Here is a 23,699-nt window from a genome sequence, read left to right as displayed (position 1 = left end):
CTAGCGGATCAGGTAGATCGTGGCGAAGAGCCCGACCCACACGACGTCGACGAAGTGCCAGTAGTAGGAGACCACGATGGCCGAGGTCGCCTGTGCCGGCGTGAAGCGGCCCATGGTGGACCGGATGAGCACGAAGACGAAGGCCACGAGGCCGCCGATGACGTGCAGCGCGTGGAAGCCGGTCGTCAGGTAGAAGACCGAGCCGTAGGTGGAGCTCGAGATCGTGGTCGCGTGCTCGGTGACCAGCACCCGGTACTCGTTGGCCTGGCCGAGGACGAACACCAGGCCCATGACGAAGGTGATGGTGAACCACCGGCGCAGGCCGTAGACGTTGCCACTCTCCGCCGCGAAGACGCCGATCTGGCAGGTGACCGAGGAGGCCACCAGGATCAGCGTGAAGACCAGCGCGTACGGCAGGTTCAGTTCGGTCGGTTCGGGGGGCCAGCCCTCGGTCGAGCGCGCCCGTGCGGTGAAGTACATGGCGAACAGCCCGGCGAAGAACATCAGCTCGCTGGAGAGCCAGATGATCGTGCCGACGCTGACCATGTTCGGTCGGGTCAGGGAGTGCACCCGCGAGGTGTCGAAGGTGCTGCTCGCCACGGGGGCCGTTGTCACGCCGACCATCATGGCACCGGGTCTCGAAACCCGACGACCGCGGGTGTGGTGGCGCGGCGGCGCCGTGACCGCCCCGAGACGTCCCCCGATCGGGTGCCGGGCGCCCCGGGCCGGGGTCGCGGCTGCCACTAGGCTGCCGCAGGTGAGCGACGCGCCGGCCACCGTCCTGGTCTACAGCTCCCGGCCCGAGGTCCGCGAGGCCGTCCGCACCGCCGTCGGCCGCCGTCCGGCACCCGACGTCGGGCCGCTCACCTGGGTGGAGTGCGCGACCGGCGAGGATGTCGTCGACACCGTGGACGGCGGCGGCGTGGACCTCTGCGTCCTCGACGGCGAGGCCCAGCCCACCGGCGGCCTGGCGCTCTCGCGGCAGCTCGTCGTCGAGGTGGCCGACCGCCCGGCGATCTGCGTCCTCATCGCCCGCCAGCCCGACCGGTGGCTGGCGCACTGGTCGCGCGCCGACGGCACGCTGGCCCTGCCCATCGACCCCCTGACCGCACCGCAGGTCGTCGCCGGGCTGCTGCGCGACCGGGCGGCCCGGCGACCCGTCTCGCGGTGAGCGGCCGCTCTCCCGGGCCCACGTGGCCCGGGCTGCTGACGCGCCTGCTGGCCGGTGAGGACCTCGACGCCGGCGACACCGCCTGGGCCATGCGCGAGGTGATGACCGGGGAGGCCACCCCGGCGCAGGTGGCCGCCTTCGCCGTCGCGCTGCGGGCCAAGGGCGAGGCGCCGGCGGAGGTCGCCGGCCTGGCCGCCACCATGCTGGAGCGGGCGACGCCGGTGGACCTGCCGGTCGCCACGGTCGACATCGTGGGTACCGGAGGGGACGGCGCGCACACGGTCAACATCTCCACGATGGCCGCCGTCGTGACCGCGGCCGCGGGCGCCCCCGTCGCCAAGCACGGCAACCGTGCGGCGTCGTCGTCCTCGGGGGCCGCCGACGTCCTGGAGGCCCTCGGCGTCGTCATCGACCTCCCGGCGCCGGCCGTGGCCCGCTGCGTGCAGGAGGCCGGGATCGGCTTCTTCTTCGCGCCGGTCTTCCACCCGGGCTTCCGGCACACCGCCGCGCCGCGGCGGGAGATGGGCATCGGCACGGTGTTCAACTTCCTCGGGCCGTTGACCAACCCGGCCCGCCCGGTGGCCGCCGCGATCGGCTGCGCCGACGTCCGCATGGCCCCCGTCCTCGCCGAGGTCGTCGCCGCCCGCGGCGCCCGGGCCCTGGTCTTCCGCGGCGACGACGGCCTCGACGAGCTCACCACCGCGACGACGTCGCGGGTGTGGGTGGCCCGCGACGGCGCGGTGACCCCGGGCGTGGTCGACCCCGCCGACCTCGGCATCGCCCCGGCCGGCCCGGACGCGCTGCGGGGCGGGGACCCGGCGCACAACGCCGACGTCTTCCGGCGGGTGGTGGGCGGTGAGCGGGGAGCGGTGCGCGACGCGGTGCTGCTCAACGCCGGCGCGGCGCTGACCGCCTTCGACGAACGGGGCGGTGAGCTCACGGCGTCCCTGGCGGCGGGGGTGCAGCGGGCGGCCGCGGCCGTCGACGACGGCCGGGCGGCCGCGCTGCTCGAGCGCTGGGTGACGGTCAGCCGGGCGGCGGCCGGCCGCTAGATGACTGATTCCAAGGGGTCAGTGGTCGTAGGCGAGTAGCGATCTGCGGACGGATTGGCCGGTGTGGTCGTTGTGCCAGATGACCGCGGTCAGGGCCAGCAGGCGCTGCAGCACCCGGATCAGGACGCCGGCTGGGGTGTGGCCGCCGTGCAGTTCGAGGTCGAGCTGGCCTTTGAGGGTGTCGAAGACCGACTCGATGGTCTGGCGCAGCGGTTTGAACACCGATGCGCCGGGCCGGTCGGGTTCTCCGCGGCGGGGGCGGCGCAGCAGCCTCAGCCCGGCGTCGGCCAGCTCGGCTTCGAAGCGGCGGCCGTAGTAGTGCTTGTCGGTGATGAGGATCTGTCCGGCATGGCCGGCGAGGAGGGCGGGGTCGGCGCCGAGCAGGTCGAGCAGCACCTGGCGTTCGTCGGCTGTGGCGCCGGAGAGGGCGAAGGCGACCGGCAGTCCGTGCAGGGTGGCGATCAGGTGCAGCCGCAGCCCCCAGAAGTAGCGGGTGTGGCTGGCGCAGTAGCCGTACTCGGCCCAGCCGGCCAGCTCCGAGCGGCGGACCGCTTCCCGGGAGCGGGCGCATTCGATCGGCGTGGAGTCGATGACCCACACGTCATCGGCCCACAGGCTGGTGTCGGTCGCCAGGGCCCGGATCAGCCAGATCACGGTGCCGGCGAGGCGGCGCAGCCGCTTGTTGTAGCCGGGCTGGTGCGGCAGGTAGGGAAACAGCGGGCGCAGCTGCTGGCCGGCGAACCGCAGCCAGCGGGCCTCGCTGGTGAACCCCAGCAGCGCCTGCAACACCGCCAGGGTCACCAGCTCGGCATCGCTGAGCCGGGGAGCGATGCCCACCGCCGGGCGCCACGGGAGCCGCTGCGGCGCGGCCTTCAGCAGGTCATCGGTGCGGGCATACAGTGCCGTGGCGAGGGTGTCCAGGTCGGCGTCCACGAGGGCCTCCCGGCTCGACGTTGGGTTAGCAACGCCAAGCCTGAACACCCTCGCCCGTGATCACACCGGTTTCAGCCCGAACCCCTTGGAATCAGTCATCTAGTCGGCGTTCTCCAGGCCCAGGGAGAAGGCCGCCTCGAGGTCGTGCCGCGAGTAGGCGCGGAAGGCGATGTGGGTGTCGGTGTCGAGGACGCCGGACACCTTGTTGATCCGGCCGGCGATCACCTCGGCGATCTGCTCGAACTCGCGGACCCGCACGACGGCGACGAGGTCGGCGTCACCGGCGACGGAGTACACCTCGCTCACCCCTTCGAGGTCGGCGATCGCCTGCGCCACCTCGCCGATCGCGTCGGTGGCCGCGTCGATCATCACGATGGCGGTGATCACGCCCGGGATGCTAGCGGCGCCGGGTCGGGGCCGCCCACGGTCGGCGCCCCGGCCGCCACCCGCTCGGGCCGCGCCCGGGTGCCCAGCTGCCGGCCGTCGGCGAACGGGTCGCGCAGCGCCCGGCCGGCCTCCACGCGGGCGAGGAACCCGCTGAGGCCCCCGGTGCCGGGCGCGGCGCAGGCCAGCGTGCCGTGGACCTCGACCAGCCGGCTGCCCGGCTTCTCCATCCACCGCAGCACCAGCTCCGTCTCGTCGACCGAGGCGGCCAGCTCGCCGTCGGGACCGGTCGGCGTCTCGGCGGTGGCGCGCAGGCCGGCCAGCGCGTCGCGGACCGAGGCCCCGCGGGCGGCGCCGCCCGCGGCCACCAGCCGGCCGCGCCGCACGATCGACAGGTGCCACCCGCCGTCGCCGTCGGGCCGGGCCAGCACCAGCTCGGGGACGGCGGCCAGGGACTCCAGGCGCTGCCGCCGGCGCACGGCGCGCACCAGGACGGCGACCCGGTCGCGCAGCACCGCGGCGTCCTCGAAGCGCTCCTCGCCGGCCAGCCGGTCGACGCGGTCGAGCAGCGGGGAGACCAGCGCCTGCGGGTCGCCGGCCACCGCCGCGCGCAGCACCGCGGCGATCGCGGCGTACTCCTCGACCGACTGTGCCCCGGTGCAGGGAGCGCCGCAGCGGCCCATGCCCGCGAGCGCGCACGCGGCCGTGAGCACGCGCGGCGAGAGCCGGGAGGTGCACTGCCGCAGCGGCAGCGACTCGTGGATGGCGGCGGCGGCCGCGTCGGCGGCCCGCCGGTCGGCGAACGGGCCGAGGAACACGCCGGCGCCGGGGCGCACGCGCCGCACGGCCGACAGTCGCGGGAAGGGCTCGTCGGTCAGCCGCAGCCACAGCGCGCGCTCGGGGAACCGCGAGCGCCGGTTGTAGCGCGGCTTGTGCTCGGCGATGAGCCGCAGCTCCCGGACGGCGGCCTCGAGGTCGTGCGCGCAGGGGAGGGCGTCGACCCGCTCGGCGAGCGCGACCATCTCGGTCATCCGGCTGCGCTGCTCGCTGGAGGAGAAGTAGCTGCGCACCCGGGTGCGCAGGTCGTTGGACGTCCCGACGTAGAGCGGCTCGTCGCGCGGGCCGCGGAAGACGTAGACGCCGGGGCCGGGGGGGACGTGCTCGGCGAGGTGCCGTTTGCGCCGGCGCTCAGGGTCGACCTGGCGGGTCAGGCCGGTGAGCTCCTCGAGCGAGGTGACCCCGAGGGGGCCGAGCCGCTCGAACAGGCCGTGCAGGACGTCGACGGTCGCGCGGGCGTCGTCCAGCGCCCGGTGGCAGGGCGCGGTGGCGGCGGAGAAGAACGGCGCCAGGGTGGCCAGCTTGCAGTTGGGCACCTCGTCGCGGGAGAGCAGCCGACGGGCGAGGACGGCGGTGTCGACGGAGGCGGCCGCGGGCCAGGCGGTGCCGGTCTGGGCGCAGGCGGCCCGGAGGAAGCCGAGGTCGAACGGCGCGTTGTGCGCCACCAGCACCGCGCCGCGGGCGAACTCCAGGAAGGCCGGCAGCACCGCGCCGATCCGCGGGGCGGCGGCGACCATCGCGGTGGTGATGCCGGTGAGCACGCTGATGTAGGGCGGCACCTCGCAGCCGGGGTCGACCAGCGTCTGGAACTCCCCGAGCACCTCACCGCCGCGCACCTTCACCGCACCGATCTCGGTGATCGCGCAGTCCTTGGGCGAGCCGCCGGTCGTCTCGAGGTCGACGACGACGAACGTGACCGCGGCCAGCGGCGTCCCCAGCTCGTCGATGGTGGCCTGGTGGGGGCGGGTGGGCTCCTGGCCGGGGTGCGCGGAGGCCTGCTCGTGACGGGGGAGCCGGGACCCGGTGCCGCCGGGACGGGCGCTGGGAAGGGGCACGGCGGGACGGTAGGCCGGGGGTCGGACAGTCGTGGGACGCAACGCCCGGGACCGCTCCTCGTCCGGGAGGGGGAGAGGGCTCCGGATCGCTGGCGGGAGCCGGTGGTGGTGGTGGACGATCCCGCGACGGGCCGCGGTGGTCCGGGCAGGACGAGGAGGTCCGATGCGCGCCCGCTCCCGGCGACGCGTCCTCCGGCGGGCGGCGCTCGCGGTGGCCGCCCCGGTGCCCGCGGTGCCGTTCGTCGTGCTGCTCGTCGTGGCGCCGGCGGGGCCGGCCGCGGCTGCGCCCAGCGACCAGCCCGGGAGCACCAGCGGGGTGCTCGACAGCGAGGCGCTCGACCGGCTGCAGCAGCGCGCCGCCGAGGTGCAGGCCGACCTGCAGCGGCGGCAGGCCGAGGTGGCCGGGGCGCGGCAGGCGCTCACCGGGGCGCAGGCCGCGGTCGCGGCCGCGCAGGCCGCCGTGGACGCCGCCGAGGACGAGCTGGCCCGCCTCCGGACGGTGGTCGCGGAGTACGCCTCCGCGGTCTACCGCGACGGCGGTGCGCTCACCCCCCTCACCGTCCTGCTCGCCGGTGGCGACCCCGGCGACGTCCCCACGGCGCTCGGCTACCTCGAGGCGGTCGACGCGCACACCGCCGAGGTCGTCGGTGCGGCCGAAGCGCAGCGGCAGGCCGCGCTGGCCCGGCGGGCGGCCGCCGACGTCACGCTGGCCGACGCGCAGGACCGGGCCGACCGGCTGTCCGCGGAGGTGGGGGAGCTCGAGGCGGCCGCGGCCGCGGTCACCGGCGAGCTCGACGCCGCCCTGGCCGAGGTCGACCGGCAGCTGGCGCAGCTCCAGCAGCAGCAGGTCGACGTCAACGCGCGGACGGCGCTCAACTGGCGGGCCCACCTCGGGGAGCTCGACGCGGCGGGGCTGCGGTCGCCGCCGGCCGCGGCCCTGCTCGACCCGGCGGCCGGCCTGCCGGCCGGGCTGGCGCCGGTGGGCGCGGCCGGCGGCGGGGTGCAGCGCGGCGCCGCGCTGCTGCCCCGCCAGCCGACGTCGCTGCTGGTGCTCCCCGCGGAGACCGTCACGGCGGTCAGCACGGCGATGGCGGCGCTCGGCAGGCCCTACGCCCCCGGGACGGCCGGCCCGGACTCCTGGGACTGCGGCTCCCTGGTGTCCGCGGCCTACGGCGCCGCGGGCGTCGACCTGCCCGCCGACCAGGCCGGGCTCTACGCCGTCACCACGCCGGTCGACCCCGCCGACGTCCTGCCCGGGGACCTGGTGTTCCTCGGCACCCCCGAGGCCGGCCTCGGCCACGTCGGCATCGCCCTGGACCGGCAGACGATGCTGGCCGCCGACGGCCGGGCCGGTGCCGTCGTCGTCCGGCGGCTGCCCGCCGACCAGGTGCTGCGCGTCGGTCGCCCGAGCCTGGGGCCGCAGCCGGGGGACCCGGCGCCCGGGCCGACCGGGGGCGCGCTGCGCGTCGAGTGCGGCAACCCCGTGCACCCGCCGACGGTCGACGGCGCACGCGCCTGGGGCGGCTACCCCAACGGGCTGATCCCGCCGAGCGCCCTGTGCCCGCTGGGCGTGGCCGGCCACGCGCTGCGCTGCGACGCGGCCGCGGCCTGGCGGGCGATGAGCGCGGCGTTCACCGAGGCCTTCGGCGACCCGCTGTGCACCACCGACTCCTACCGCACCTACGCCGCGCAGGTCCGCCTGTACGGGGAGAAGCCCGCACTCGCGGCCGTGCCGGGCACGAGCAACCACGGCTGGGGGCTGGCGGTCGACCTGTGCGGGGGTGTGGAGGCCTTCGGCACCCCGCAGTACGCCTGGATGGTCGCCAACGCCGGCCGGTTCGGCTGGCTGCACCCGACGTGGGCCGACCCCGGCAACGGCCGCGAGGAGCCCTGGCACTGGGAGTACGCGGGCAGCTGAGCCGGGACTGTCGGTGGCCGTCCCTAGCGTCCGCGGCAACCGACAGGGAGACCGTCCCGACCGCGGCCCGGCACCGGGCGGCGCGGCCGGGACACCGGAGGGACACGGCCATGCTCATCGACTGCGACTCGTGCACCGCCCGCGGCGCCGGCTGCGCCGACTGCGTCGTCACCGCCCTGCTGGGCGCGCCACCGGGGGAGCGGGGCACCGAGCCCGTGCTGCTGCCGGTGCCTCCCGTCCCGGCCGCGCGGGCGTCGGGCGCCGACGAGGTCGTGCTGCCGCGGCCGGGCGTGGTGGTGGAGCTCGACGACGTCGAGCGGCGCGCCGTCCGGGCGCTCGCCGAGGGCGGACTCGTGCCTCCGCTGCGTCACCGGCCGGCCCCGCGGCGGCGCACCGGCTGACACCCCGCCGACAGCCGGCTGACACCCGGCCGACCAGGGCGGACGGGGTGGGACGCCGCCGAGGACGACGCACCGGGAGTGGCGTCCTTCCTCACAGTGCGAGTTCTCACAGGCAACAGGACCCGCGTTTGTCACAACTGCATCACGTCCGTACGGTGGCCCCGTCCGGCCGGGTGGTCGTCACCCGATGCGAGGTGGCCTCGGCCGGGCACCGCCGAATCGCCGGACGCCGTCCCTCGGGGTGTGCGTCGGGTGAACCGGGGACCCACCGCAGCACTGGGGTGAGTTCTCGCGCGCGCCGGACACCGGCGCGCGGGGGATAGGGCACGTCTTCCCGGCCCGAACCCGTCAGCTAACTCGGTAGGCGGTTGCTGAGGAAGAACGGAGAGCCGCCGCCCGTGGCGACCCCCCGCCCTGCCCTGGGGCATGCGCGTCCACAGTCCACCGCCCGCCGCGCCACCGCCGGTCACACCGCCGGTCCGCACCGCCCCCCGCTGGTCCGCCGCCTCGGCCGGACCGCGCTCGTGGGCACCACCGCCAGCCTGACGCTGGCCCTCCTCCCCGGCACCGCGACGGCCGATCCCGAGCAGGCGACCACGTCGGCGCAGGCCGCCCAGCTGGCCGCCGACGCCGGCCACCGGCTCGAGGTCGTCTCCGAGCAGGTCAACGAGGCCCGCGAGGTGCTCGCCCAGCAGCGGTCCGCCGCCGAGGAGGCCGACCGGGCCGTCGCCGATGCGCAGGCCCGGCTCGACTCCCTCGACGGGCAGATCCGCCAGGTGGCCCGCAGCGCCTACACCGGCGGCGACACGATGCCCGAGCTCGACCTGCTGATGACCAGCCGGTCGGCCGAGGACTTCGTCAGCCGGCTGGCCGTGCTCGACCGGATCGCCGGTCACACCACCGACGTGCTGAGCGAGGTGGGCGACGCCGCCGCCGCGGCCGACCGGGCCCAGGGCGACGCCGAGGCCGCCGAGGCCGCCGCGCAGCAGACCCTGGACGGCCTGACCGCCCAGGAGACGCAGCTCCGGGACGACGTCGCCGACTACCAGGCCCAGGTGGCCGCGCTCACCGCCGCGGAGCGGGAGGCGGCCGCCGCCGCCCAGGCGGCCCTCGCCGCCCAGCAGGCCGCCGCGCAGCCGGCCCCCGCGGCACAGCAGGCTCCCACGGCGGGCGGCACGGTGGGCGACGGCGCCCCGGTGGCCCCGGCCGCGGCGGCACCCGCCCCGGCCCCGGCCGGTGGCGGCAGCGGCGCGGCCCAGGCGGCGGTGCGGACGGCGCTGGCCCAGGTGGGCGACGCCTACGTCTGGGGCGCCGGCGGTCCGGACGCCTTCGACTGCTCGGGTCTGACCCAGTACGCGTACGCCGCGGCGGGGATCAGCCTGCCGCACTCGAGCAGCATGCAGTCGCGGATGGGCACCGCCGTCTCGCGGTCGCAGCTGCAGCCCGGTGACCTGATCTTCTACTTCAGCCCGGTCAGCCACGTGTCGATGTACATCGGCAACGGCCAGATGGTGCACGCCTCGACCTCCAGCGAGCCGGTGAAGGTCGTGCCGGTCGACTCCATGGGCGGCATCACCACCATGCGGCGCATCGCCTGAGCGAGGACCTCGCTACCCCGCGGACGGCGCCGACGGCGGTGTCCTCGAGGGGACCGCTGGGCAGGCGGCGAGGGCCGGGGACCTGCGGGTCCCCGGCCCTCGCCGTGTCCCGGACCGTCCGTGGCGCTCGCGGCCCAGCCGTCGGCCGGGGCGTCCCCGGCCGGACGCGCGCGGCCACCTAGGATCGGCCGGGTGAGCGCGGCGGGCCGGGGAGGCGCTCGCGCCGCCCTGCTGGTCGCGGCCGTGCTCGGGGCCGCCCTCGTGGTCGTCATCGTCGTCCGCACGCCGTGGACGCTCCTGCCGCAGCCGCCCGGCGGCGCGACGCCGGTCAGCGCCGACGCGGGGCTGCCCGCCGACGTCGTCCGCCGGGCCCAGGCCCTGGCCGCCGAGATCCGCCCCGCCTCGCTGGCGGGCCTGCTGCTCGGGCTGGGCGTCTCGGTCCTGCTGGGCCTCACCCGACTGGGCAGCCGGCTGGTGACGGCGGTCACGCGGCCCCTCGGCGGACGCTGGCCGTGGCAGACGCTGCTCGGCACGGTGGTCCTCGTCGTGGTCGGACGGCTGGCCACGCTGCCCGTGTCGGCCTACGGCGAGGTGGTGCGGCACCGCTACGGGCTCTCCACCCGCTCGTGGCCGCTGTGGCTGCGCGACGTCGCCGTCTCCACCGCCATCGACGCCGGCCTCACCGCGCTGGCCCTGCTGGTGCTGGTCGCGCTGGCCCGGCGGGCACCGCGCACCTGGTGGGCGTGGACGGCGGCCGGGGCGGCCGGTCTCGTGGTGGCCGGCTCCTTCCTCTACCCCGTGGTGATCGAGCCGGCGTTCAACAGCTTCCACCCGCTGCCGGCCGGCCAGCTGCGCACCGACCTGCTGGAGCTGGCCGAGGAGAGCGGGACGCCGGTCGAGGACGTGCTGGTCGCCGACGCCTCCCGGCGGACGACGTCCCTCAACGCCTACGTCTCCGGCTTCGGCTCGACCCGCCGCGTCGTCCTCTACGACACGCTGCTGGCCGACGTCCCCGACGACGAGATCGAGTCGATCGTCGCCCACGAGCTCGGGCACGTCGCCACCGACGACGTCCTCACCGGCACGCTGACGGGCGCACTCGGCGCGGCCGCGGCCGTCGCCCTGCTCGGCTGGCTGCTCGCCTGGCCGCCGCTGCTGCGGCGGGCCGGGGCCGACTCCGCGGGCGACCCGCGCGTCGTGCCGCTGGTCCTGCTGCTCGCGGCCCTCGGCTCGTTCGTGGCCACCCCGGTGCAGAACCTCGTCTCCCGGCACGTGGAGGCGCGCGCCGACCTGCACGCCCTCGACCTGACCGGCGACGCCGCGGCGTTCATCGAGATGCAGCGCCGGCTGGCCGAGACCAACGTGTCCGACCCGAGCCCGCCGGCGCCGTGGCAGTGGTTCTTCGGCTCGCACCCGACGGCGGCGCAGCGGATCGCCCTGGCCGAGGACTGGCTGCGGCTGGGCGAGCGGTGAGCGGCCCCCGGCGCACCCTCGTCGTCACCAACGACCTCCCGCCGCGGCAGGGCGGCATCCAGACCTTCGTCGCCGCGCTGCTGGAGCGCCGGCCGCCCGACTCGCTGGTCGTGCTCGCCTCCCGCTCGCCGGGCTGGGAGGCCCACGACGCGCGGCTGCCCTACCGCGTCGTCCGCCGGCCCACCGCAGTGCTGCTGCCCACCCGCGCCACCGCGCGCGCGGCCGCCGCGCTGGCCGCCGAGCACGGCTGCGACACCGCCTTCTTCGGCGCGGCCGCCCCCCTGGGACTGCTCGCGCCGGCGCTGCGCGCCGCGGGGGTGCGGCACCTGGTGGGCGCCACGCACGGCCACGAGACCGGCTGGGTGGCGCTGCCCGGGGCGCGGCAGCTGCTGCGCCGCATCGCCGGCGGTCTCGACGTGCTGACCTACATCAGCGAGTACACCCGCAGCCGCCTGGAGCCGGCGCTGGGCGGGCGGACGCGGCTCGCGCAGCTCTCGCCGGGGGTCGACGTCGACCGGTTCACCCCGGCCGCCGACGGGACCGCGGTGCGCCGGCGGTACGGGCTGGGGGACGGGCCGGTGGTGGTGTGCGTGTCGCGGCTGGTGCCCCGCAAGGGCCAGGACGTGCTGGTCGCGGCCTGGCCGGCGGTCCTGGCCCGGCACCCGGGTGCGCGGCTGCTGCTGGTGGGCGGCGGCCCGGACGAGGCGCGGCTGCGCCGGACGGTGACCGGGCGCGGCCTGCACGGCTCCGTGGTGCTCACCGGACCGGTCGCGCCCCCGCAGCTGCCCGAGCACTACGCCGCCGGCGACGTGTTCGCGATGCCCTGCCGCACCCGCCGCGGCGGCCTGGACGTCGAGGGGCTGGGGATGGTCTACCTGGAGGCGGCGGCGTGCGGGCTGCCGGTCGTCGGCGGCACCTCCGGCGGCGCCCCGGAGGCGGTGCGCGACGGCGTGACCGGGACGGTCGTGGCCGAGCCGCGCTCCCCGGTGACGGTGGCCGCCGCGGTCACCGCTCTCCTCGACGACCCGGCGCGGGCGCGGGCGATGGGCGCCGCCGGGCGGGCGTGGGTGGAGCAGCGCTGGTCCTGGACGACGATCGCCGCCACCTTCGCCGACCTGCTCGACGGTGAGGGGCCCTACCGGTAGAGCGCCTCGATCTCGGCGTCGAACTCCTTCACGACCACCGAGCGCTTGAGCTTCAGGCTCGGGGTGAGCATCCCGTTGTCCTCGGTGAAGTCCTGGGTCAGCACCCGGTACTTCTTGATCGCCTCGGCGTGGGAGACGGCCTTGTTGGCCTCGGCGACGGCGGCGTCCAGCTCGGCGTGCAGGCCCGGGTCGTCGACCAGCTCGGCGACGGGCGTGTCGGCCGGCCTGCCCGTGGCCTCCAGCCACTGCGGCAGGGCCTCGGCGTCGAGCGTGACCAGCGCCGCGATGAAGGGCCGCTGGTCGCCGACGACGATGCACTGGCTGACCAGCCGGTGCGCGCGCAGCCGGTCCTCCAGGACGGCGGGGGCGACGTTCTTGCCGCCGGCGGTCACCAGGATCTCCTTCTTGCGCCCGGTGATCCGGATGAAGCCGTCGGTGTCGATCTCGCCGAGGTCTCCGGTGTGGAACCAGCCCTCGCCGTCGACGGCCTCGGCGGTGGCCTGCGCGTTGGCCCAGTAGCCGCGCATGACGACGCCGCCGCGCAGCAGGATCTCGCCGTCGTCGGCGATGCGGGCGGCGACGCCGGGCAGCGGGCGGCCGACGGTGCCGATGCGCAGGGCGCCGTCGTGGTTGACCGACGCGGCCGCCGTGGTCTCGGTGAGGCCGTAGCCCTCGAACACGGTGACGCCGACACCCCGGAAGAAGTGGCCCAGCCGCTCGCCGAGCGGCGCGCCGCCGGAGATCGCGCCGGCGCACCGCCCGCCGAGCGCGGCCCGCAGCCGGCCGTAGACGAGCCGGTCGAACAGCGCGTGCTGTGCGCGCAGGGCCAGGCCGGGTCCGCCGGTGTCCTGGGCGCGGGACCAGTCGACGGCCACCTGGGCGGCCCGGTCGAAGATCCTCCCCTTGCCCTCGGCGTCGGCCCTGGCCTTCGCGGAGTTGTAGACCTTCTCGAACACCCGCGGGACGGCGAGGACGAACGTCGGCCGGAACGCGCCGAGGTCCTCCAGCAGGTTCTTCACGTCCGGGGTGTGGCCGGTGACGGTGCGGGTCCGGACCGCGCCGACCTGCAGGACGCGGGCGAGCACGTGCGCCAGCGGGATGAACAGCAGCAGCGAGCCGTCCTCCCCGAGGTAGCGGTCGAGCAGGGTGATCCCGTTGTCGATCTCGAACAGGAAGTTGCCGTGGGTCAGCTCGCAGCCCTTGGGCCGGCCGGTGGTGCCGGAGGTGTAGATGAGCGTGGCCAGGCTGTCGGCGCCGAGCGTCGCCCGCCGGGCGGCGAGCTCGCTGTCGGGCACGTCGGCGCCGGCGGCGGTGAGCGTGCCGACCGCGTCGTCCTCGATGACGTAGAGCGGGCCGAGGTCGGGGGCCTGGTCGCGCACCGAGTCGACGGCGGCGGCGTGCTCGGCCCGCTCCACGACCGCGGCCGTGGCGCCGGAGTCGGCGAGGATCCAGGCGACCTGGTCGGGGCTGGAGGTCTCGTAGACGGGGACGGTGACCGCGCCGGCGGTCCAGATGGCGAAGTCGAGGACGGGCCACTCGTAGCGGGTCTTGGCCTGCAGGGCGACCCGGTCACCGGCCTGCACACCGGCCGCGACGAGCCCCTTGGCGACGCCGGCGACCTGCTCGCCGAACTCCCGCCACGTGACGTCCTCCCACCGGCCGTCGCGCTGGACGCGCAGACCGACCTCGTCGCCGTGCTCGGCGACGTTGTCGGCCAGCATGTCGGTGAGTGCCTGGCCGGGGGCCACCTCGGTGATCGCGGGGACGCTGTACTCGCGCACGCCTCGTCCTTCCTCCCCGCTCGGCCGGGGCGCCGGTGCCGCCGGTCCGTGCGGGACACGTCCCGCCGAATCTACCGGGGCGTCCCTACCGGCGAGTAGCGACCGAACGGGCGGACCTGCGGCCCGACGGGCAGCGGTTAGCCTCTCCGCATGGCCGAGCAGTCCACCCAGTCGATCGTCGTCTCGGCTCCGCCGACCGACGTCATGGCGGTGATCGCCGACTTCCCGGCCTATCCGCAGTGGGTGCAGGCGGCCAAGACCGTCGAGGTGCTCGAGACCGGCCCCGAGGGGCGGGCCCGGCGGGTGCGCTTCGTCATCGACGCCACCGTCCTCAGCGACGACTACGTCCTCGACTACACGTGGGACGACGACCGGCAGGTCTCCTGGACCCTGGTCAGCAGCAGGCTGATGAAGCGCCAGGACGGCTCCTACACGCTGCGCGAGGCCGGCGGTGGCACCGAGGTGACCTACCGGCTGACCGTCGACATGGCGATCCCGATGATCGGGCTGCTCAAGCGCCGGGCGGAGAAGGTCGTCCTCGACACCGCGCTCAAGGAGCTCAAGAAGCGCGTCGAGGGCTGAGCCGGCGTGCCGATCCTGCTGTTCACCGGTCCCGGCGGAGCCGGCACCACGACCCTCGCCGCGGCCGCCGCCGTGCGCGCCGCCCGCGCCGGGCGCCGCGCCGTGCTCGTCACCCGGCAGGACCCGCCGTCCGGGACGGCGGCGCAGCCGGGCCTCGACGTCGTCCGGCCCGGTCCGCAGGACGGGCTGGAGGCGCTGTGGGCCGGCTGGGCCGCCGAGCTCGCGGCCGCCGTCCCCGACCTCGTCCTGCCGCCGGCCACGTCGGTGGTGCCGGTGCCCGGCGCCGGTGAGCTCGCGCTGCTCGCGGCCCTCGGCCGCGTCGCCGGGGGCGGGAGCCCGGCCGACCTCGTCGTCCTCGACGCCGGGCCACTGGAGGCGGCGGCGGGGCTGGTCGCTCTGCCCGGCGCGCTGCGCTGGTGGCTGGAGCAGGCGGTGCCCACCCGGGTGCGGGTGCTGGGCGCCGTCCGGTCCGCCGCCGTCCGTGCCGGCACGCTGCGCCGCGGCGCGGCCGACGTCGCCCTCGGCGCGGTGTCGGCGCTGGAGGCGCTGCTGGACCGACTGACCCTGACCGACCCCGCGCGGACCGCCGTCTGGCTGGTGGCCCCGCCGCGGCCGGCCGCCGTCACGGCCGTGCGCACCGCGACGACGGCGCTCGCCGTGCACGGCCAGCGCCCCGTCGGCGTCCTGGCCCGCGTCCTCCCCGGGGGCGGGGCCGGGCCGTGGTGGGCTGCGCGGGCCGCTGACCAGGAGGCGGCGCTGGACGCGCTCGCCGGCGTCGCCCCGCTGCGGACGGTGCCCGAGTCGGCGCGGGCCCCCGAGGACGCCGACGCGCTGGCCGCGCTGCTGGAGGACCTGCCCGGCCCGGCCGGGACCGCCGCGTCCCTGGCGCCCGAGCGCGTCGACGGCGGCTGGCGGCTGGCCCTGCCGCTGCCCTTCGCCGAGCGGGCGGAGGTGGCGCTGACCCGCTGGGCGGACGACCTGGTGGTGACCGCGGCCGGCACCCGCCGCTCGATCCGCCTGGACCCGCTGCTGCGCCGGTGCGTGGTGACCTCGGGCAGCCTCGCCGACCCGGGTACCGCCGCGGCGCGACTGGACGTGGGGTTCGCGGCGGACCCGCAGCTGTGGCCGGCCGACCTGCTGGCGGCCGAGGGGAGGACGCGGTGAGCGAGGGAACCGACTGGCTCGACCAGGCGCGGCGGCTCGTGGCCGGTCTGGGGCAGACCTGGACCGAGGCCTGGGCCGAGGTGCGGACCGAGGCCCGCGAGGGGAGCGGCGCCGGGCAGGGCGGCCACGTGCCCGGCGGCGACTGCCGCTGGTGCCCGGTCTGCCAGCTGGCCGTCGTGGCCCGCCGGCCGGAGGTGTCCGCGGCACTGGCCGACGTCCTCACGACCGCCGCTGCCGCGCTGCGGGCCGTCGCCGACGCGGAACCGGACCCGGGACCGGGGGCGCCGACGGGGCCGGACGCCGGTCAGGACCGCGGTCCGGGTGCCGACACCCCGGCCGCGGCGCCGCCGGCCGCGCCCGTCCAGCACATCGAGATCGGCTGAGTGGCCACCGGTAGCGACCCCGCCGGGCTGCCCGCCCTCGGGGTCGACATCGGCGGGACCAAGGTGGCCGGTGGCGTCGTCGCGCCCGACGGCACCGTGCTCGCCACCGCCCGCCGGTCCACCCCGACCACCTCGGTGGTCGAGACCGAGGCCGCCATCGCCGAGGTGGTGGCCGAGCTCGCCGACGGGCACGGCGGGCCGATGGCCGCGGTGGGCGTCGGCGCGGCGGGGTGGTTCGACCGCACCGGGGACGTCGTGCTGTTCAGCCCCCACCTGGCGTGGCGGCACAGCTCGCTGCGGCGCGACCTCGTCACGCGGCTGCAGCGGCCGGTATGGGTGGGCAACGACGCCGACGCCGCGGCCTGGGCCGAGTACCGCTTCGGCGCGGCCCGCGGTGCCGAGCTCGCGCTGTGCGTCACGCTCGGCACGGGGATCGGTGGCGGCATCGTGGCCGGTGGGCGGCTGCAGCGCGGCGCGCACGGCGTCGCGGGGGAGTGGGGCCACATGCGCGTGGTCCCCGACGGCCGGCTGTGCCCGTGCGGCAACCGCGGCTGCTGGGAGCAGTACGCCAGCGGCAGCGCCCTCGCCACCACCGCCCGCGAGGTGGCCACCCGGTCACCGGCCGCGGCGGCCCGGCTGCTCGACCGGGTCGACGGCGACGCCGCCCGCCTCACCGGTGAGGACGTCGCCCGGGCCGCGGCCGAGGGCGACCCGGTCGCGCTGAGCCTGGTCAGCGACGTCGGGGAGTGGCTCGGGCAGGGCATCGCCGACCTGGCCGCGGTCCTCGACCCCGACGTCGTGGTCATCGGGGGCGGGGTCAGCGTGCTGGGGGAGATGGTGCTGCGGCCCGCGCGCGAGCGCCTCGACCGGGCGCTGCCCGGCCGGGGCTTCCGGCCGGGCCCGCGGGTCGTGGGTGCCGTGCTCGGGGCCCAGGCCGGCCTGGTCGGCGCCGCGGACCTGGCGCGCGCCGCGGCCTGCGCCGGGCGCGACGGCAGCTGACGCAGGCGCCCTCGGCCGGCCGGGGAGCGCGGCCGGGAACGGTCCTCACATCAGACGACGGCGCCGTCGTCGCCGTCGTCGGTGGACCGCTCGCGCATCCGCGAGAGGAACAGCCCCGCGCTGCCCACCAGGGCGGCGACGCCGAGCACCAGGCCCGTGTCGGTCGTCAGGCCCAGGACCCCCGGCGCGCCGACCAGCACCGCGCCGGCGGCGGCGAGCAGGACCGCGTACAGCGTCGAGGGGGAGGGCAGCGGCACCGGGGGCGGTGGCGGGGGCTCGTAGTGCTCCTCGCCGGCCGGTTCCTCCTCCGGCGCCGCGGCCGCGGCGGGGGCCGGTGTCGGCGTCTCGACGACGGTGCGTCCGTGCTCGGCCTCGTACGCCGCGACGATGCGCGCCCACTCGGCGTCCTCGTCGAGGTCCCGGCGGACGGTGCGCCGCTCGGCCGCCGGGCCGCGCACCGCCTCGGCCGGGGCGTGCTCGTCGGCGTGCCGGTCGACCAGGGACCGGCCCTCGCCCACCCGCGCCCGGTCGACGAAGAGCCGGTCGGCCGGCGGGCTGGGGAGGGACACGCTGCGGGTGTAGGGCTCGACGTCGGCGGCCGGCTCCAGGTAGGCGGCGATCCCGGCCTCGCGCAGCACGTCGAGCAGGTGCTCGCCCACCCGGGGGTCGACGTCGCGCAGCGGTGACCACAGCGCGGCGTCCAGGCCGTTGTCGCGGCGGCCCCGGCCGCGCCGCGGGCCGGTCACGAACGCGTCCCGGTGGCGGGCAGCCGCCGCCCGGTCGGCCGGTCTCCAGCCACGGTGGTCCTCCTCGGCGTCCGGCGGCGGTGCCGCCCGGCGGGCTGGGGAAACGCGCCCGGGTCCGATTGTCGGCTGGGCACCCGGCTCCCTAGTCTGGCAGTTCCACAGGGAGGCGTGTTGTTCTACTGGTTCCTCAAGTACGTGGCGATCGGCCCGGTCGCGAAGCTGGTCTTCCGGCCCCGGGCGGAGGGCCGTGAGCACGTGCCGGCGACCGGCGCGGCGATCCTCGCGGGCAACCACCTGTCGGCGGCCGACTGGGTCTTCATGCCGCTGTCGCTGCGGCGCCGGGTCACCTTCCTCGCCAAGGCCGAGTACTTCACCGGGACCGGCGTCACGGGCCTCCTGCGGCGGGCCTTCTTCACCGGCGCCGGGCAGGTGCCGATCGACCGCTCCAGCGCCACCGCCGCCGAGGGCGCCATCCGCACCGGCATCGAGATGCTGCGCCAGGGCCGGCTGCTGGGCATCTACCCGGAGGGCACGCGCTCGCCGGACGGCCGGCTGTTCCGCGGGAAGACCGGCGTGGCGCGGATGGCGCTGGAGACCGGCGTCCCGGTCGTCCCGCTGGCGATGACCTACACCCCGCGCCGCGGGCCGCTCGGGCGCCGGCTGTTCCGGGTCTCGGTGCGCTTCGGCGAGCCGCTCGACTTCTCCCGCTACGAGGGCCTGGCCGGGGACCGCTACGTCGAGCGGTCGATCACCGACGAGATCATGTACGAGATCATGACGCTGTCGGGCCAGGAGTACGTCGACGTCTACGGCGCGACGGTGAAGAAGACCATGGACGCCACCGGGGCCAGCGCCGCCGACGTCGTCGGCCGGCTGCAGCCCCCGGCCGACGAGGCCGGGGACCGCCGTCCCCCGGAGTCACTGGCCGGCTGAGGAAGGGCCCCGTCCTCCTCGTTCCTCGCGAGCTCGGTGCGGGACCCTGCAGGGGGCCGTTCCAGCACGTCACGAGGCACCTACGGTGGGCCGCGTGCGGCGGTACTTCTACGACACCGAGTTCATCGAGGACGGTACGACGATCGACCTCGTCTCCATCGGCGTCGTCGACGAGACCGGCCGGGAGTTCTACGCGGTCAGCACCGAGTTCGACGAGCGGCGGGCCATCCCGTGGGTGCGCCGCAACGTGCTCGACCAGCTGCCGCCGCCGGCCGACCGGGCGTGGCGCAGCCGGCAGCGCATCCGCGACGACCTGCTGGCCTTCCTCACCGGTCCCGGCGAGGAGGTGGAGCTGTGGGCGTGGTTCGCCGCCTACGACCACGTGGCGCTGGCCCAGCTGTGGGGGCCGATGACCGCGCTGCCCCGGGCGGTGCCCCGGTTCACCCGTGAGCTGCGGCAGCGGTGGGACGACGTCGGCCGGCCCGGGCTGCCGCCCAAGCCGGCGGGCACGCACGACGCGCTGGTCGACGCGCGGTACAACCTCGCGCGGTGGCGGGTGATGGAGGCCGTCCGGGACCGCTGAGCGGCGGTCCCGGACGGCCTCCGGATCGTGGCTGCACCGGTTGTCTGCGGACTCCCCGGGCCCGATCGGACCGGCACGGCACGGATCGGCCCGGCGGAGCCGCCGGGCGGGACGGCGCGACGCCCTCCCCCGAGGGGGATCAGCCGACCAGCGGCGCCCAGTCCTCCGGGTGCGCCCGGAGGTGCTCGGCCACCGTGCGGGCGCGGTGCCCGGTCAGCCGCGGCACCGCGTCGGTCACGGCCGCCATCTCGCCGGCGGCGATGGCCAGGTAGCTGCTCACCCAGCCCTCGACCTCCCAGTCGGGGTGCCCGGACGGGCGGCGGGTGGCCCACGCCTCCTCGACGCTCTGCTGCCGGTACTGGGCCGGCAGCCCGGTGACCTCGGTGAGGACGGCGGCGGCCTCGGTCAGGGACAGCGCCGCGGGGCCGGTGACGTCCAGCGCCCGTCCGTCGAGGTCGCCGGAGTCGTCGAGCAGGACGGCGGCGGCGACGTCGGCCAGGTCGTCGCGGGAGACGAAGGACGCCCGTCCGTCGCCGGCCGGGGCGGCGATCACCGCGCGGCCGTCCTCGACGGTGGCGAGGAAGGGCACGAAGTCGGCGTACATGCCGTGTCGCAGGGCGGTCCACCGGGCGCCGGTGGCCGCGATCGCCCGCTCGGTGGCCGCGTGGTGGCGGGCCAGGGTGAAGACGGCGTCGTCGGCGGCGCCGGTGAAGGAGGTGTAGACGATCCGCGACACCCCGGCGTCCGCGGCGGCGGAGACGGCGGTGAGGTGCTGCTGCACGCGGTCCTCGGCCTCGGCCGCGGAGACGAGGTAGAGCGTGTGCACGCCGTCCAGCGCCGCGGCCAGGCCGGCCCGGTCGCGGTAGCCGCCGGGGTTCTCCACGACCTCCGAGCCGGGGAGGAACCGGGCGCGGCCGGCGTCGCGCACCACCAGCCGCAGGTCGACGTCGGCCCCCGCGCCGGCCACCCGCTCGGCCACCCTGCGCCCCAGCACGCCGGTGGCCCCCGTGACGGCGATCACCCGGTGCACGCGACGCGTTCCTCCACCTGCGGCATCATGACGCCGACCAACGACCCAACAGACCGGGATCTTCCTGGAGGCAGCCATGCGGATCGGCATCCTGACCGGCGGAGGTGACTGCCCCGGCCTCAACGCCGTCATCCGCGCCGTCGTCCGCAGGAGCACCGAGTGCGGGGACGAGGTGGTCGGCTTCCGCGACGGGTGGCGCGGCGTCCTCGAGGACGACGCCGTCCTCCTCGACCTCGCCGCCGTCCGCGGACTGCTGCCGCGGGGCGGCACCGTGCTGGGGACCTCGCGCACCAACCCCTACGCGCTCGAGGGTGGTCCCGACCGGGTGCGGGCCACCCTGGCCCGACGCGGCATCGACGCGCTCGTGCCGGTGGGGGGCGAGGACACCCTCGGCGTCGCGGCCCGGCTGGCCGACGGCGGCCTGCGGGTGGTGGGCGTGCCCAAGACGATCGACAACGACCTCGACGCCACCGACTACACGTTCGGGTTCGACACCGCCGTCGGCGTCGCGATGGAGGCCATCGACCGGCTGCACACCACCGGCGACAGCCACCACCGCACGCTCGTGGTCGAGGTGATGGGCCGGCACGCCGGGTGGATCGCGCTGCACGCGGGGATGGCCGGCGGCGCGAACGTCGTGCTGATCCCCGAGCGCCCGTTCGACGTCGACGCGGTGGTGGCGCACTGCCTGCACCGCTTCGAGTCCGGCTACTCGCCGATCGTCGTCGTCTCCGAGGGCGCCCGGCCCGCCGACGGCGACCTGGTCACCTCCACCGGCCAGACCGACGCCTTCGGGCACGTCCGGCTCGGCGGCGTCGGCGCCGCGCTGGCCGCCGTCCTGGAGGAGCGCACCGGTCGGGAGGCGCGCGCGGTCGTGCTCGGGCACGTCCAGCGCGGGGGCACGCCCTCGGCCTTCGACCGGGTGCTGGCCACCCGCTTCGGCCTGGCCGCCGTCGAGGCGGTCCGCGCCGGGCAGTCGGGGGTCATGGTGGCGCTGCGGGGCACCGACGTCGTCCCGGTCCCGATCGCCGAGGCCACCGCCCGGCTGAAGCTCGTCCCCGTGGAGCGGTACGCGGAGGCGGAGGTCTTCTTCGGCTGAGGGCCCCCCGTACCCTCGGGGCGTGAACGATCCCGCGCAGCCGACCCCCGGTCTCGACCGGTGGCGGGAGCTCCCCGCCGCCCAGCAGCCGAGCTGGCCCGACCGCGGCGCCCTCGACGCCGTCCTGTCCACGCTGTCGAGCGTGCCGCCCATCGTGGCGCCCAGCGAGGTCGACGAGCTGCGCGGGCGGCTGGCCGAGGTCGCGCAGGGCAGGGCCTTCCTGCTGCAGGGCGGCGACTGCGCCGAGACCTTCGACCTCAACACCGAGCCGCACCTGCAGAGCACCACCCGCACGCTGCTGCAGATGGCCGTCGTCCTCACCTACGGCGCGAGCGTGCCGGTGGTCAAGGTCGGCCGGGTGGCCGGGCAGTACGCCAAGCCGCGCTCGTCGGACACCGACGCCCTGGGCCTGCCCTCCTACCGCGGCGACATGGTCAACTCGCTGGAGCCGGTGCTCGACAAGCGCATCCCCGACCCCAACCGGCTGGTGCGCGCCTACGCCAACTCCGCGGCGGCGATGAACATGATCCGCGCCTACGCCCGCGGCGGGCTGGCCGACCTGCACGCCGTCCACGACTGGAACAAGGACTTCGTCGCCAACTCCCCGGCCGGCGTCCGCTACGAGGTCATCGCCCGCGAGATCGACCGCGCGCTGGCGTTCATGAAGGCCTGCGGCGTCGACGACACCGCGCTGCGCGGCGTCGAGCTCTACAACAGCCACGAGGCGCTGATCCTCGACTACGAGCAGGCGCTGCTGCGGGTGCACGAGGGCCGGCCCTACGCCTCCTCGGCGCACTTCGTCTGGATCGGCGAGCGCACCCGCCAGCTCGACGGCGCGCACGTGGAGTTCATGTCGCGGATCGCCAACCCCATCGGCGTCAAGATCGGGCCCTCCACCACCCCGGAGCAGGCCTCCGAGCTCGTCGAGCGGCTCGACCCCGACGGCGTCCCCGGCCGGCTCACCCTGATCAGCCGGATGGGCAACGGGAAGATCCGCGACGTCCTGCCCGGCATCGTGGAGAAGGTCACCGCCGGCGGCCACCGGGTCGTGTGGCAGTGCGACCCGATGCACGGCAACACGCACGAGTCGCCGACCGGCTACAAGACCCGCCACTTCGACCGCGTCGTCGACGAGGTCCTCGGCTTCTTCGACGTCCACCGGGCGCTGGGCACCTGGCCCGGCGGCATCCACGTCGAGCTGACCGGCGAGGACGTCACCGAGTGCCTCGGCGGGGCCATGGAGATCAGCGACGCCGACCTCGACAGCCGGTACGAGACCGCCTGCGACCCGCGGCTGAACACCGGGCAGTCCCTGGAGCTGGCGTTCCTCGTCGCGGAGATGCTGCGTGGCTGACGTGATCGACCTGCGGTCGGACACCGTCACCCGGCCGACGCCGGGCGTGCGCCGGGCCATGGCCGAGGCCGAGGTGGGCGACGACGTCTACGGCGAGGACCCGTCGATCCGGGCGCTGGAGGAGCGGGTCGCCGACCTGTTCGGCCACGAGGCCGCGCTGTTCGTGCCCTCGGGGACGATGGGCAACCAGATCGGCATGCGGCTGGTCTGCGAGCCCGGCCAGGAGGTGCTCTGCGACGCCGAGGCGCACGTGGTCACCTACGAGATGGGTGCCGCGGCCGCCGTCTTCGGCATCTCCACCCGCACCGTCGTGTCCGACGGCGGGCTGCTCGACGCCGACGCGCTCCTCGCGCAGGTCCGGCCGAGCGACGACTGGCACCTGACCGCGACCGCCGCCGTCGCCGTGGAGAACACGCACAACCGCGGCGGTGGCCGGGTGCAGCCCCTCGGCCAGCTGCAGCGGCTGTGGGACGCCTCCCGGGAACGCGGGTTCGCCGTGCACCTCGACGGCGCGCGGATCTGGAACGCCGCGGCCGCCTCCGGCGAGGACCTGGCCACCTACGGCCGGCTGGCCGACACCGCGTCGGTGTGCCTGTCCAAGGGCCTGGGTGCGCCGGTCGGCTCGGTCCTGGTGGCCTCCGCCGAGCGGATCGCCGCCGGCCGGCTGTGGCGCAAGCGGCTCGGCGGCGGCATGCGTCAGGCCGGCGTGCTGGCGGCGGCCGGGCTGTACGCCCTCGAGCACCACCTGCCGCGGCTGGCCGAGGACCACGAGCACGCCCAGGTGCTGGCCAAGCGGCTCGGCGTCGACCCGGCCACGGTGGAGACCAACATGGTCGTGCTCGACGACGTCGCCGCGCCCGTCGTCGCCGAGGCCGCCAAGGCACGGGGCGTGCTGGTGTCGCAGGTGAGCGCACACCGGATCCGGCTGGTCACCTCCCTCGAGGTGGACCGGGCCGCGGTCGACCGCGCCGGCGACGTCCTGGCGGCTCTGCTCGACCGCTAGGCCGTACACGCCGCCCGGCTGCGGCTGCTGCACGGCGACGGTGTGCGCTGGTGGGCAGTGCGGTCCGCGAGGACC

23 protein-coding genes and 1 riboswitch are annotated in these 23,699 nt (G+C 76.5%); of the genes, 16 read left to right on the top strand and 7 right to left on the bottom strand.

Features of this window, described 5'->3' with window-relative positions; all coding sequences use genetic code 11:
- Window positions 1–624: an aa3-type cytochrome oxidase subunit III gene (gene ctaE, locus ACU616_RS26100; RefSeq protein ID WP_446761302.1), complete on the bottom strand. Its 624-nt coding sequence runs from the start codon at window positions 622–624 to the stop codon at window positions 1–3.
- Window positions 625–757: 133 nt separating this feature from the next.
- Between ctaE and ACU616_RS26095 the strand changes: the two genes are divergently transcribed.
- Both ACU616_RS26095 and trpD read left to right on the top strand, forming a co-directional pair.
- Window positions 758–1,171 carry a hypothetical protein gene (locus ACU616_RS26095; RefSeq protein WP_446761301.1) on the top strand — a complete coding sequence of 138 codons (414 nt, stop codon included), beginning with the start codon at window positions 758–760 and terminating at the stop codon, window positions 1,169–1,171.
- Window positions 1,168–2,223 (top strand): anthranilate phosphoribosyltransferase, encoded by a 1,056-nt coding sequence (trpD, locus tag ACU616_RS26090; RefSeq protein ID WP_446761300.1) that lies wholly within the window; start codon window positions 1,168–1,170, stop codon window positions 2,221–2,223. Before ACU616_RS26095 ends, trpD begins: the two co-directional genes overlap by 4 nt.
- A gap of 18 nt (window positions 2,224–2,241) precedes the next feature.
- On the opposite strand, the gene ACU616_RS26085 is transcribed toward trpD, so the two are convergent.
- The 3 genes from ACU616_RS26085 to ACU616_RS26075 all read right to left on the bottom strand — a co-directional run bounded on the left by ACU616_RS26085 (window position 2,242) and on the right by ACU616_RS26075 (window position 5,432).
- The gene (locus tag ACU616_RS26085) at window positions 2,242–3,156 is read right to left on the bottom strand and encodes an IS982 family transposase (protein ID WP_446761299.1); all 915 of its coding nucleotides are present in this window, start codon (window positions 3,154–3,156) and stop codon (window positions 2,242–2,244) included.
- Window positions 3,157–3,255: 99 nt separating this feature from the next.
- Complete coding sequence (locus ACU616_RS26080; RefSeq protein WP_446761298.1) at window positions 3,256–3,543, bottom strand: Lrp/AsnC family transcriptional regulator; 288 nt, start codon at window positions 3,541–3,543, stop codon at window positions 3,256–3,258.
- Complete coding sequence (locus ACU616_RS26075; RefSeq protein WP_446761297.1) at window positions 3,540–5,432, bottom strand: DEDD exonuclease domain-containing protein; 1,893 nt, start codon at window positions 5,430–5,432, stop codon at window positions 3,540–3,542. The genes ACU616_RS26080 and ACU616_RS26075 overlap by 4 nt, the downstream gene beginning before the upstream one ends.
- A 163-nt stretch (window positions 5,433–5,595) precedes the next feature.
- Between ACU616_RS26075 and ACU616_RS26070 the strand changes: the two genes are divergently transcribed.
- From ACU616_RS26070 to ACU616_RS26050, 5 genes are all read left to right on the top strand, one after another.
- Complete coding sequence (locus ACU616_RS26070) at window positions 5,596–7,350, top strand: NlpC/P60 family protein (RefSeq protein ID WP_446761296.1); 1,755 nt, start codon at window positions 5,596–5,598, stop codon at window positions 7,348–7,350.
- Window positions 7,351–7,460: 110 nt separating this feature from the next.
- Window positions 7,461–7,751: a hypothetical protein gene (locus ACU616_RS26065; RefSeq protein ID WP_446761295.1), complete on the top strand. Its 291-nt coding sequence runs from the start codon at window positions 7,461–7,463 to the stop codon at window positions 7,749–7,751.
- 217 nt (window positions 7,752–7,968) lie between these two features.
- Window positions 7,969–8,133, top strand: a riboswitch (cyclic di-AMP (ydaO/yuaA leader).
- 142 nt (window positions 8,134–8,275) lie between these two features.
- Complete coding sequence (locus tag ACU616_RS26060) at window positions 8,276–9,349, top strand: NlpC/P60 family protein (RefSeq protein ID WP_446761294.1); 1,074 nt, start codon at window positions 8,276–8,278, stop codon at window positions 9,347–9,349.
- A 192-nt stretch (window positions 9,350–9,541) separates the two neighbouring features.
- Window positions 9,542–10,822: a M48 family metalloprotease gene (locus tag ACU616_RS26055; RefSeq protein WP_446761293.1), complete on the top strand. Its 1,281-nt coding sequence runs from the start codon at window positions 9,542–9,544 to the stop codon at window positions 10,820–10,822.
- Window positions 10,819–11,967 carry a glycosyltransferase family 4 protein gene (locus ACU616_RS26050; protein ID WP_446761292.1) on the top strand — a complete coding sequence of 383 codons (1,149 nt, stop codon included), beginning with the start codon at window positions 10,819–10,821 and terminating at the stop codon, window positions 11,965–11,967. The genes ACU616_RS26055 and ACU616_RS26050 overlap by 4 nt, the downstream gene beginning before the upstream one ends.
- On the opposite strand, the gene ACU616_RS26045 is transcribed toward ACU616_RS26050, so the two are convergent.
- Window positions 11,958–13,748, bottom strand: coding sequence for an AMP-dependent synthetase/ligase (locus tag ACU616_RS26045; RefSeq protein WP_446761291.1), 1,791 nt, complete (start codon window positions 13,746–13,748; stop codon window positions 11,958–11,960). The two genes, ACU616_RS26050 and ACU616_RS26045, sit on opposite strands and share 10 nt — an antisense overlap.
- Window positions 13,749–13,898: 150 nt before the next feature.
- On the opposite strand from ACU616_RS26045, the gene ACU616_RS26040 reads away from it, so the two are divergent.
- From ACU616_RS26040 to ACU616_RS26025, 4 genes are read left to right on the top strand one after another with little or no spacing between them, the layout of a single operon-like run.
- A complete protein-coding gene (locus ACU616_RS26040) occupies window positions 13,899–14,330 on the top strand; it encodes an SRPBCC family protein (RefSeq protein WP_446761290.1) in 432 nt (143 codons plus the stop codon).
- 6 nt (window positions 14,331–14,336) lie between these two features.
- Window positions 14,337–15,494 (top strand): ion transporter, encoded by a 1,158-nt coding sequence (locus tag ACU616_RS26035; protein ID WP_446761289.1) that lies wholly within the window; start codon window positions 14,337–14,339, stop codon window positions 15,492–15,494.
- Window positions 15,491–15,877, top strand: coding sequence for a hypothetical protein (locus tag ACU616_RS26030; protein ID WP_446761288.1), 387 nt, complete (start codon window positions 15,491–15,493; stop codon window positions 15,875–15,877). Before ACU616_RS26035 ends, ACU616_RS26030 begins: the two co-directional genes overlap by 4 nt.
- On the top strand, window positions 15,878–16,876 hold the full coding sequence (locus ACU616_RS26025) for an ROK family glucokinase (RefSeq protein WP_446761287.1): 999 nt from the start codon (window positions 15,878–15,880) through the stop codon (window positions 16,874–16,876).
- Between the two features lie 50 nt (window positions 16,877–16,926).
- Here the strand turns inward: ACU616_RS26025 and ACU616_RS26020 are convergent, their stop codons facing one another.
- Complete coding sequence (locus ACU616_RS26020) at window positions 16,927–17,622, bottom strand: hypothetical protein (protein ID WP_446761286.1); 696 nt, start codon at window positions 17,620–17,622, stop codon at window positions 16,927–16,929.
- Window positions 17,623–17,790: 168 nt separating this feature from the next.
- On the opposite strand from ACU616_RS26020, the gene ACU616_RS26015 reads away from it, so the two are divergent.
- Together ACU616_RS26015 and ACU616_RS26010 are read left to right on the top strand one after the other, a co-directional pair.
- Window positions 17,791–18,555, top strand: a complete 765-nt coding sequence (locus ACU616_RS26015; RefSeq protein WP_446761285.1) for a lysophospholipid acyltransferase family protein — start codon at window positions 17,791–17,793, stop codon at window positions 18,553–18,555.
- Window positions 18,556–18,649: 94 nt separating this feature from the next.
- Window positions 18,650–19,138, top strand: coding sequence for a polyadenylate-specific 3'-exoribonuclease AS (locus tag ACU616_RS26010; RefSeq protein ID WP_446761284.1), 489 nt, complete (start codon window positions 18,650–18,652; stop codon window positions 19,136–19,138).
- Window positions 19,139–19,277: 139 nt separating this feature from the next.
- Here the strand turns inward: ACU616_RS26010 and ACU616_RS26005 are convergent, their stop codons facing one another.
- Window positions 19,278–20,159: an SDR family oxidoreductase gene (locus tag ACU616_RS26005; RefSeq protein WP_446761283.1), complete on the bottom strand. Its 882-nt coding sequence runs from the start codon at window positions 20,157–20,159 to the stop codon at window positions 19,278–19,280.
- An 85-nt stretch (window positions 20,160–20,244) separates the two neighbouring features.
- On the opposite strand from ACU616_RS26005, the gene ACU616_RS26000 reads away from it, so the two are divergent.
- From ACU616_RS26000 to ACU616_RS25990, 3 genes are read left to right on the top strand one after another with little or no spacing between them, the layout of a single operon-like run.
- Window positions 20,245–21,267 (top strand): ATP-dependent 6-phosphofructokinase, encoded by a 1,023-nt coding sequence (locus ACU616_RS26000; RefSeq protein ID WP_446761282.1) that lies wholly within the window; start codon window positions 20,245–20,247, stop codon window positions 21,265–21,267.
- A 22-nt stretch (window positions 21,268–21,289) separates the two neighbouring features.
- Complete coding sequence (locus ACU616_RS25995; RefSeq protein WP_446761281.1) at window positions 21,290–22,621, top strand: class II 3-deoxy-7-phosphoheptulonate synthase; 1,332 nt, start codon at window positions 21,290–21,292, stop codon at window positions 22,619–22,621.
- A complete protein-coding gene (locus ACU616_RS25990; RefSeq protein WP_446761280.1) occupies window positions 22,614–23,624 on the top strand; it encodes a threonine aldolase family protein in 1,011 nt (336 codons plus the stop codon). Before ACU616_RS25995 ends, ACU616_RS25990 begins: the two co-directional genes overlap by 8 nt.
- Window positions 23,625–23,699 lie beyond the last annotated feature (75 nt).

The organism is Geodermatophilus sp. URMC 62, from assembly GCF_052931475.1.
The sequence above is the reverse complement of the archived record's forward strand: the minus strand, read 5'-3'. Positions and strand labels throughout refer to the sequence as shown.